General features: G+C 65.0%; 14 protein-coding genes. All 14 read left to right on the top strand.

Features of this window, described 5'->3' with window-relative positions; all coding sequences use genetic code 11:
• The first annotated feature begins 78 nt into the window (after window positions 1–78).
• Window positions 79–705 carry a flagellar biosynthetic protein FliO gene (locus BO221_RS21420; protein WP_083681241.1) on the top strand — a complete coding sequence of 209 codons (627 nt, stop codon included), beginning with the start codon at window positions 79–81 and terminating at the stop codon, window positions 703–705.
• Window positions 706–717: 12 nt separating this feature from the next.
• The gene (sctR, locus tag BO221_RS21425) at window positions 718–1548 is read left to right on the top strand and encodes a type III secretion system export apparatus subunit SctR (RefSeq protein WP_073562319.1); all 831 of its coding nucleotides are present in this window, start codon (window positions 718–720) and stop codon (window positions 1546–1548) included.
• 7 nt (window positions 1549–1555) lie between these two features.
• Window positions 1556–1819, top strand: a complete 264-nt coding sequence (fliQ, locus tag BO221_RS21430; RefSeq protein WP_073562320.1) for a flagellar biosynthesis protein FliQ — start codon at window positions 1556–1558, stop codon at window positions 1817–1819.
• On the top strand, window positions 1816–2634 hold the full coding sequence (locus BO221_RS21435) for a flagellar biosynthetic protein FliR (RefSeq protein ID WP_073562321.1): 819 nt from the start codon (window positions 1816–1818) through the stop codon (window positions 2632–2634). Before fliQ ends, BO221_RS21435 begins: the two co-directional genes overlap by 4 nt.
• 15 nt (window positions 2635–2649) lie before the next feature.
• Window positions 2650–3714: a type III secretion system export apparatus subunit SctU gene (gene sctU / locus BO221_RS21440; protein WP_073562322.1), complete on the top strand. Its 1065-nt coding sequence runs from the start codon at window positions 2650–2652 to the stop codon at window positions 3712–3714.
• 36 nt (window positions 3715–3750) lie between these two features.
• Window positions 3751–4032 carry an EscU/YscU/HrcU family type III secretion system export apparatus switch protein gene (locus tag BO221_RS21445; RefSeq protein WP_073562323.1) on the top strand — a complete coding sequence of 94 codons (282 nt, stop codon included), beginning with the start codon at window positions 3751–3753 and terminating at the stop codon, window positions 4030–4032.
• Window positions 4033–4087: 55 nt separating this feature from the next.
• Entirely contained in the window at window positions 4088–4564 is a 477-nt protein-coding gene (locus tag BO221_RS21450) for a hypothetical protein (RefSeq protein WP_073562324.1), read from the top strand.
• 4 nt (window positions 4565–4568) lie between these two features.
• Window positions 4569–5045 carry a SycD/LcrH family type III secretion system chaperone gene (locus BO221_RS21455; protein ID WP_043405121.1) on the top strand — a complete coding sequence of 159 codons (477 nt, stop codon included), beginning with the start codon at window positions 4569–4571 and terminating at the stop codon, window positions 5043–5045.
• 130 nt (window positions 5046–5175) lie between these two features.
• The gene (locus BO221_RS21460) at window positions 5176–5790 is read left to right on the top strand and encodes a hypothetical protein (RefSeq protein WP_073562325.1); all 615 of its coding nucleotides are present in this window, start codon (window positions 5176–5178) and stop codon (window positions 5788–5790) included.
• A 33-nt stretch (window positions 5791–5823) separates the two neighbouring features.
• A complete protein-coding gene (locus BO221_RS21465; protein ID WP_043405211.1) occupies window positions 5824–6042 on the top strand; it encodes a hypothetical protein in 219 nt (72 codons plus the stop codon).
• 228 nt (window positions 6043–6270) lie between these two features.
• Window positions 6271–6489: a hypothetical protein gene (locus tag BO221_RS21470; protein ID WP_043405211.1), complete on the top strand. Its 219-nt coding sequence runs from the start codon at window positions 6271–6273 to the stop codon at window positions 6487–6489.
• A 276-nt stretch (window positions 6490–6765) separates the two neighbouring features.
• On the top strand, window positions 6766–6984 hold the full coding sequence (locus BO221_RS21475) for a hypothetical protein (RefSeq protein WP_043405211.1): 219 nt from the start codon (window positions 6766–6768) through the stop codon (window positions 6982–6984).
• Between the two features lie 277 nt (window positions 6985–7261).
• Window positions 7262–7480: a hypothetical protein gene (locus BO221_RS21480; RefSeq protein WP_043405211.1), complete on the top strand. Its 219-nt coding sequence runs from the start codon at window positions 7262–7264 to the stop codon at window positions 7478–7480.
• 275 nt (window positions 7481–7755) lie between these two features.
• Window positions 7756–7974 carry a hypothetical protein gene (locus tag BO221_RS21485; RefSeq protein ID WP_043405211.1) on the top strand — a complete coding sequence of 73 codons (219 nt, stop codon included), beginning with the start codon at window positions 7756–7758 and terminating at the stop codon, window positions 7972–7974.
• The last annotated feature ends 336 nt before the right edge of the window (window positions 7975–8310 follow it).

The raw sequence follows: 8310 nt of genomic DNA on the forward strand, positions 1-8310 counted from the left end.
AGGCAAGCGAGGGAGCGGGGCAGGGCGGCGGCGGCCCGTGGCGGTCTCCTGCCCGATGCACTAGCCTCGCCCCCCACCATGGCAGTGTCTTCCGTTTTTCCCCCGCGTCCGGTCTGGCTGGTGTGCGCGTGCGTCCTGCTGGCGCCGCTGGCCCGTGCCGACGCCCCCGCCTCGAGCGCACCGCCCGCTCAGGCCGCCACCCCGGCCCAGGCCGCTCCCGCCGCTCCGCAGCCGCCCTCCGTGGAGGACTTCGGGGTGCCTTCCCAGCCGCCCGCGGGCCTGGAGGAGGAGCCCGAGAGCCTCGGGTGGATGCTGACGCGCACGTTGTTGCTGTTCGGCGCGGTGGTGGCCTCCATCTACCTCACGCTCAACGTGGGCCTGCGCAAGCTGATGGGCTTGCAGGGCGTGCCCGCGGGACGGCCCTCGGTGGTGTCGGTGTTGGAGCGGGTGCCGCTGGATCAGCGCCGCACCCTCTTCGTGCTCAAGGCCGCGGACGAGTACCTGCTGGTGGGCGGAGGCGAGAACGGCCTCCAGTTGCTCTCCAAGCTCGACACCGCGGCGGTGGAGCGCATCCGCTCCGAGACTCCGCCGTCCAACGTCATCTCCCTCTCTCCCTTCCTCCAGAAGCTCCTCGCCCGCCGCGACGCCACGCAGCAGGGGACTACTGCTACCCAACCGAGCGGCACCGAGCCGCCGGGCGCCTGATCGAGACGACTCGTGAGATTCACCAACGTCCGCCTCCCCGCCCTCCGCCTGTCGCCCTGGCTCTTCGCCGTGGTGTTCGCGCTGGAGCCCTTCCTCGCCTTCGCCCAGCGCGCCAAGCGCGGGGGTGGTGCCGCCGCCGACGCCGCCGTGAACGTCGACGCGGTGAGCCCCGACTCCTTCGCCTCCCGGCCGCTGGTGCTGATGCTGGCGCTGGCCGCGCTGTCGCTCGTCCCCTTCGTTTTGATGATGGTGACGAGCTTCGTGAAGATCTCAGTGGTGCTCTCCATCGTGCGCTCGGCACTGGGCACCCAGCAGATTCCGCCCACCCAGGTCATCACCGGCCTGGCCATCATCCTCACCGTCTACATCATGGCCCCGGTGGGACAGGCCATGTACCGGGCAGCGGAGGTGGACATCCTCTCCAAGGGACCTTCGCTCCTGTCCTCGGAATCGGTGGGCACCTTGTTGGAGGCGGCCAACAAGTCCAAGGAACCGCTGCGGGCCTTCCTCATCAAGAAGGTCACCGCCAAGGACCGGGCGCTCTTCTTCAACCTCGCCCGGAAGATGCGCACCGAGGAGGACAGGAAGGACCTCACGGACAAGGACTTCATGACCATTGTCCCGGCCTTCGTGGTCTCCGAGCTCAAGGAAGCCTTCCAGATCGGCTTCCTGCTCTTCGTGCCCTTCATCGTCATCGACATGGTGGTGGCCAACATCCTGCTGGCGCTGGGCATGCACATGCTCTCGCCCACCACCATCTCCATGCCCTTCAAGCTGCTCCTCTTCGTCCTCGTGGACGGCTGGTACCTCATCGCCAAGGGCCTGGTCGTCGGCTACCTGTGAGGCGCACATGCACCAGCTGAACTCCATCCTCCAGCAGGCGCTCTACCTCGTGCTCGTCGTCTCGGCCCCGCCGGTGCTGATGAGCCTCCTGGTGGGCTTCATCATCGCCGTCTTCCAGGCCACCACGCAGATTCAAGAGCAGACGCTCTCGTTCGCTCCCAAGGTCATCATCGTCTTCGGCGTGCTGGCGCTCGCCGGCCCGTGGATCGGCCACCAGCTCATCCGCTTCACCTTCCACGTGTTCGATCAGTTCCCGGCGCTGATCAAATGAACGTCTCCGATGTCATCGCCCGGATGACGGAGCAGGCCAACCTCTCGCTCGTCATCTTCACCATGGGCCTGCTGATGTGCCGGATCATGCCGGTGCTGGTGCTCTCCCCATTCCTGGGCGGCGAGGTCATCCCCCCGGAAATCAAGATGGGCGTGGGCGTCATGCTCTCCGGCGTGCTCTTCCCGGCCGTCAGCGCGCGCATGGGGGCCCTCCCCACCAGCGCGTTCCCCTACATCGGGTTGATGCTCAAGGAGATCTTCATCGGCGTGGCGCTGGCCACCATCATCAACGTCGTCTTCGAGGCGGCGCGCGTGGCCGGCAACCTCGTGGACACCATGTCCGGCAGCAACAACGCCCAGCTCTACGTGCCGCAGCTCGGCACGCAGGTGTCCATCTTCTCCAGCCTCAAGGTGCAGCTGGCGGTGGTGCTCTTCCTCACCCTCAACGGCCACCACCTGGTCATCGAGGCGCTCGCCGAGAGCTTCGCCATCGTCCCCCTGGACCGCTTCCCGCGCTTCAGCATGGGCGAGTGGGCCTTCTTCGAGCTCTTCATCCGCTCCTTCGCGGACCTGCTGAAGATCTCCCTCGCGCTCGCCGCGCCGGCCATGCTGGCCGCCTTCCTCACGGACATGGCGCTGGGCGCCGTCAACCGCGTGGCGCCCCAGGTCCAGGTGTTCTTCATCTCCATGGCCATCAAGCCCCTGGTGGGCGTGGTCATCATCTTCTTGTCGCTCGGCCTCATCACGGAGCGGATGCAGACGGAATTCGCCGCCATGCTGGCCATGCTCCGCCACGCCATCCGCCTGCTCGGCTGATCCAGGGTCTTCGCCATGTCCGACGAGAAGACAGAAGAACCCTCACAAAAGAAGCTCGACGACGCACGCAAGAAGGGCCAGGTCTGGAAGAGCAAGGACCTGACGGCCGTGTTCGGCTTTGTGGTGGGCCTGGGGGTGGTCAAGGCCACCTGGTCCAGCGTGGAGGAGCGCGTCAGCGAGCTGTTCCGCTTCAGCTTCGAGCACATCGCGCACCCGGAGAATCTGGCGGCGGCCACCGGTCAGCTCATGACCATGGGGCTCAACGCGGTGCTCCTGCTCACCCTGCCCGTGGTGGGGGCCGTGGCCGTCATCGGTGGCCTGGTGGAGTTCCTTCAGGTGGGTTCGCTGTTCACGATGGACCCGCTGATGCCCAAGCTGGAGAAGCTCAACCCCATCGAGGGGTTGAAGAACCTCTTCACCAAGAAGCAGGTCGTCGAGCTCATCAAGAACCTGTCGAAGATCGGCATCGCCGCCTACGTCACCTATGGCGTGGTGCGCGACTCCATGCCCCTGGTGGTGGAGACGGTGCGCCGGGACGTCCCGACCATCCTCGCCATCATGGGCGAGCTCACCTACCGCGTCGCCGTGCGCGTGGGCATGGTCTTCTTCCTCTTCGGCATCTTCGACGTCTGGTGGCAGCGCAAGTCGTACATGAAGGACCAGATGATGTCGAAGGAGGACGTGAAGAAGGAATACAAGGAGAGCGAGGGCGATCCGCACAACAAGGCCAAGCGCAAGGAGATGGCGCACGAGCTCCTGGAAGGCGCGCAGATGGAGGCCGTGAAGGATGCGGACGTCATCGTCACCAACCCGGACCACGTGGCCGTGGCGCTCAAGTACGACAAGGACGGGGACGTGGCGCCCAAGGTGCTGGCCAAGGGCCTGGACTTCAAGGCCGAGCGCATCAAGGCCCTGGCGCGCGACTCGGACGTGCCCACGCTGCGCAACGTGCCCCTGGCGCACGCCCTGCTGCGCGTGGAGGTCGGCGAGCAGATCCCCGAGGAGCTGTATGACGCCGTGGCCGAGGTGCTCAACTTCGTCTACAGCCTGAAGAATCCCACTCCGGCGGCCCGGGCCTGAAGCGGCCCCGCCCCCTGTCCCTGACGCGAGGTTCCCATGAGTGACGACGCCGAGATGGCCATCGCGATCAAGTACGACAAGGAGAAGGACACCGCTCCGCGCGTGGTGGCCAAGGGGATGCGGCTCAAGGCGGAGAAGATCCGGGAGATCGCCAGGCAGTACAACATCCCCGTCATGAGGAACGTGTCGCTGGCCAACGCGCTCTACCGCATCGACGTGGGCCAGGAGATCCCCGAGGAACTGTACGACGCCGTCGCGGAGGTCCTCAACTTCATCTTCGAGCTCCAGCGGGAGCAGCAGGCAGGCGGCAAGCGTTGAGTCGAGTACGGTAGACTCTGGCGTCCCATCCCGGCAGTGAGGTTCAATCCAGGCCATGGCCAAAATCAATAATCAGCCCCCGAGAACACCCGTCTGGCCCTGGGGCGGCCCCCGCGCGGTCCGCGAGAAGCTGGTCGATCCCTCCCAGTTCGACCGGAAGAAGCGCAAGGCGGGCAACCCGAAGAGCCCGGCGCTCGCCTCGGCGGCGCTGCTGGACTTCATCGGCCCGGCGCACTCCTCGGAGGAGCTGCGGCTGCCCACGCCGCCCAACCCGAAGGGTCATGACGCGGACCTGGAGGGCTTCTCGGATCGTCCCTACCTGGGCAGCGTGGCCGGGCGAGGGGACAGCGATCAGCGCCAGCTGCTGGAGCGGAGCATGGCGCGCATCAACGCGCCCCCGGAGCGCATGGATCGCCTCAAGGGCCTGCTGCAGCGCGAGGCGCAGATGCTGGCGCTGGTGGGCCAGGTCCACTCCGAGGTCCAGGAGATCCAGCGCCGCATGCGCGAGGAGCAGCAGGAGGAAGGGTTCTAGCGCCATGGCCGCATCCGACAGCAACAACCCCCAGGACGAGGCCCGCCTCACGTCGATGGTGCAGCGTTGGGCGGACGGCAAGGCGACGCTGCGCGACGTGCGCGGCTACACGGACGATGAGCTGTACGCCATCGCCAAGACGGCCTACATCTTCTTCTACCAGGGCCGCATCGCCGAGGCGCGCACGCTCTTCCAGGGCCTCTACGCCGTGAATCCCGCGGACGCCTACTTCGCCAAGGCGCTCGGGGTGGTGGAGATGGCGGCGGGCAACCCGCAGGGCGCACTGGCCGCCTACGACGTGGCCCTCAAGCTGGATGCCCGGGATGCCCAGGCCTACGTGGGCCGCGCCGAGGTCCGCCTGTCCCTGGGACAGAAGGCGCAGGCGGTGGAGGATCTGCGCCGCATCCCCTCCCTGGTGGACGCGGATGAGCCGCTGGCCCACAAGGCCGAGGCGATGCTGACGGCGCTGACCCAGCGCTGAGCCGGCAGATGACCCCTTGGGTCATGGGTTTACGAGTTTGCTGGCTTGATCCGGGAATCCATCCATCCCTAACATGGGTGGGGTCGTGCATTGAGACTTCCCGCCTCCCCCCGCAGAAAGAGACGCGCTCATGTCGAAGAAGCAGAACGCCAACGAAGAGTATCCCCTTCCTGTCGAGCCGCCCGAGCTGGTGGCGAAGCGGGAGAAGCTGCTGGCCGCGCTGGAGAAGCAGGCCAAGGCCGCCACGGGTACCGCCCAGCCGCTGCTGCGCAAGATGCACGAGCTGGTCGCGAACACGAAGGTGGGCGTGCCTCTGAACGTGAACCTCTACACGGACGTCAAGGACGCGTTCATTCGTTTCACGAAGGACCCGGTCCTTCCTCCTCCGACCATCATCATGGAGGTCGTGGAGTTCATGCAGGAGCGTCTGGCCGCGGTCGGCTTCACCGGCCAGATGGAGTGGCCCGAGGGTGCGCCGCCGATCCCGGCGGGCTTCGTGGGCGCCCTGCTCGAGGGTACTCCCGCCGCGGGTGGTGCCCCGGTGGCGCCGGCGGCCCAGCAGCGTTCCGCCGCTGGCCCGAAGGATGGCTTCGAGGGCTCGGGGCAGCGCAAGAGCGGCATGACGCTCAACCCGGAGACCGCTCCGGCTCCCGCCGCCCCCGCTGATGCGAACTCCGAGAAGCAGAAGCTCGAGGAGTTCAAGACGTGGATGAAGAACCCCGGCCTCGGCAACGTGAAGGGCTAGTTTTTCAACCCCTCGAAAACACTGGAGAATACAATGAGCCTCTCTTCCATCGCGAACGCCGGCATCGGAGCAATGGGCAAGCTGTCTGGCGCGCAGCAGGACATGCTGGACAAGGCGCCCGCCGAGATGAAGCCGTTCATGGAGGCGCAGATGAAGATGCAGAAGGAGCAGGAGCTGACCCAGCTCATCACGCAGATGATGAAGCAGATGCACGAGATGGCGATGTCCGTCATCCGCAACATCGGCGGCTGATAGCTCCCTCTGCGGTTGTTGGTCCGAACCGGTCTCGCGCGGTCCTCCCAGGAGGCCTCGCGGGGCCGGTTTCGCTTTTGGGGCTGTGGGGCGAGTGGGGGCGCCGGGAAAAAAATGATCCGGAAAAGAAGGAGGAAACTCCGAGGGGGAGGGGCCGATAATCAAGTCATCAGGTAGCTGCAGCACCCCTCCCGAGTTACCAACCCTTCGAAAACACTGGAGAACACAATGAGCCTCTCTTCCATCGCGAACGCTGGCATCGGAGCAATGGGCAAGCTGTCTGGCGCGCAGCAGGACATGCTGGACAAGGCGCCCGCCGAGATGAAGCCGTTCATGGAGGCGCAGATGAAGATGCAGAAGGAGCAGGAGCTGACCCAGCTCATCACGCAGATGATGAAGCAGATGCACGAGATGGCGATGTCCGTCATCCGCAACATCGGCGGCTGATAGCGCCCCCTGCAGCTGGGTAGTCCCAACCGGTCTCGCGCTCCTCGATAAGAGGCGTCGCGAGGCCGGTTTCGCTTTTGGGGCCACTTGGCACCTGCCGCCGGTTGCGCCGTGAGGCAGGAGCTGCGGTGCGTCGTTCCGTGGAGGAAACGCCGGGAAAAAATGATCCGGAAAAGGGGCAGGAAACTCCGAGGGGGAGGGGCCGATAATCAGGTTGTCAGGTAGCTGCTGCGCACCCCACCCAAGTTCCAACCCCACGAATTCCTGGAGACGACAATGAGCCTCTCTTCCATCGCGAACGCCGGTATCGGAGCCATGGGCAAGCTGTCTGGTGCCCAGCAGGACATGCTGGACAAGGCGCCCGCCGAGATGAAGCCGTTCATGGAGGCGCAGATGAAGATGCAGAAGGAGCAGGAGCTGACCCAGCTCATCACGCAGATGATGAAGCAGATGCACGAGATGGCGATGTCCGTCATCCGCAACATCGGCGGCTGATAGCGCCYCCTGCAGCTGGGTAGTCCCAACCGGTCTCGCGCTCCTCGATAAGAGGTGTCGCGAGGCCGGTTTCGCTTTTGGGGCCACTTGGCACCTGCCGCCGGTTGCGCCGTGGAACTGGAGCCGTGGTGCGCGGTGCCGTGGAGGAGGCCCCGGGAAAAAAATGATCCGGAAAAGAAGGAGGAAACTCCGTGAGGGCCGGACCGATAATCAGGATGTCAGGTGGCTGCTGCACYTCCACCGAGTTACCAACCCTTCGAAAAYACTGGAGAATACAATGAGCCTCTCTTCCATCGCGAACGCCGGCATCGGAGCAATGGGCAAGCTGTCTGGCGCGCAGCAGGACATGCTGGACAAGGCGCCCGCCGAGATGAAGCCGTTCATGGAGGCGCAGATGAAGATGCAGAAGGAGCAGGAGCTGACCCAGCTCATCACGCAGATGATGAAGCAGATGCACGAGATGGCGATGTCCGTCATCCGCAACATCGGCGGCTGATAGCGCCTCCTGCAGCTGGGTAGTCCCAACCGGTCTCGCGCTCCTCGATAAGAGGCGTCGCGAGGCCGGTTTCGCTTTTGGGGCCACTCGGCTCCTGCCTCTGGCGGCGCCGTGGAACTGGGGCCAGGTGGAGCCGTGGGGCAGGAGGGGACGCCGAAAAAATGATCCGGAAAAGAAGGAGGAAACTCCGAGGGGGAGGGGCCGATAATCAGGATGTCAGGTAGCTGCTGCACCCCCACCGAGTTACCAACCCTTCGAAAACACTGGAGAATACAATGAGCCTCTCTTCCATCGCGAACGCCGGCATCGGAGCAATGGGCAAGCTGTCTGGCGCGCAGCAGGACATGCTGGACAAGGCGCCCGCCGAGATGAAGCCGTTCATGGAGGCGCAGATGAAGATGCAGAAGGAGCAGGAGCTGACCCAGCTCATCACGCAGATGATGAAGCAGATGCACGAGATGGCGATGTCCGTCATCCGCAACATCGGCGGCTGATAGCGCCCCCTGCAGCTGGGTAGTCCCAACCGGTCTCGCGCTCCTCGATAAGAGGTGTCGCGAGGCCGGTTTCGCTTTTGGGGCCACTTGGCACCTGCCGCCGGTTGCGCCGTGGAACTGGAGCCGTGGTGCGCGGTGCCGTGGAGGAGGCCCCGGGAAAAAAATGATCCGGAAAAGAAGGAGGAAACTCCGTGAGGGCCGGACCGATAATCAGGATGTCAGGTGGCTGCTGCACCTCCACAGCGTCGCCAGCCTTAGAAGTGTATAGGAGAAAACAATGAGCCTCTCTTCCATCGCGAACGCCGGCATCGGAGCAATGGGCAAGCTGTCTGGCGC

Source organism: Archangium sp. Cb G35 (assembly GCF_001896145.1).
In the GTDB taxonomy this organism is placed as follows: Bacteria; Myxococcota; Myxococcia; order Myxococcales; family Myxococcaceae; genus Archangium; species Archangium violaceum.

Bases quoted from the DNA above. Each gene is read 5' to 3' on its own strand.
- BO221_RS21435 (WP_073562321.1), top strand. From the start codon at position 1,816: ATGAACGTCTCCGATGTCATCGCCCGGATGACGGAGCAGGCCAACCTC.
- sctU (WP_073562322.1), top strand. From the start codon at position 2,650: ATGTCCGACGAGAAGACAGAAGAACCCTCACAAAAGAAGCTCGACGAC.
- BO221_RS21465 (WP_043405211.1), top strand. From the start codon at position 5,824: ATGAGCCTCTCTTCCATCGCGAACGCCGGCATCGGAGCAATGGGCAAG.
- BO221_RS21470 (WP_043405211.1), top strand. From the start codon at position 6,271: ATGAGCCTCTCTTCCATCGCGAACGCTGGCATCGGAGCAATGGGCAAG.
- BO221_RS21485 (WP_043405211.1), top strand. From the start codon at position 7,756: ATGAGCCTCTCTTCCATCGCGAACGCCGGCATCGGAGCAATGGGCAAG.
- BO221_RS21480 (WP_043405211.1), top strand. From the start codon at position 7,262: ATGAGCCTCTCTTCCATCGCGAACGCCGGCATCGGAGCAATGGGCAAG.
- BO221_RS21445 (WP_073562323.1), top strand. From the start codon at position 3,751: ATGAGTGACGACGCCGAGATGGCCATCGCGATCAAGTACGACAAGGAG.
- BO221_RS21455 (WP_043405121.1), top strand. From the start codon at position 4,569: ATGGCCGCATCCGACAGCAACAACCCCCAGGACGAGGCCCGCCTCACG.
- BO221_RS21475 (WP_043405211.1), top strand. From the start codon at position 6,766: ATGAGCCTCTCTTCCATCGCGAACGCCGGTATCGGAGCCATGGGCAAG.
- BO221_RS21450 (WP_073562324.1), top strand. From the start codon at position 4,088: ATGGCCAAAATCAATAATCAGCCCCCGAGAACACCCGTCTGGCCCTGG.
- fliQ (WP_073562320.1), top strand. From the start codon at position 1,556: ATGCACCAGCTGAACTCCATCCTCCAGCAGGCGCTCTACCTCGTGCTC.
- BO221_RS21420 (WP_083681241.1), top strand. From the start codon at position 79: ATGGCAGTGTCTTCCGTTTTTCCCCCGCGTCCGGTCTGGCTGGTGTGC.
- BO221_RS21460 (WP_073562325.1), top strand. From the start codon at position 5,176: ATGTCGAAGAAGCAGAACGCCAACGAAGAGTATCCCCTTCCTGTCGAG.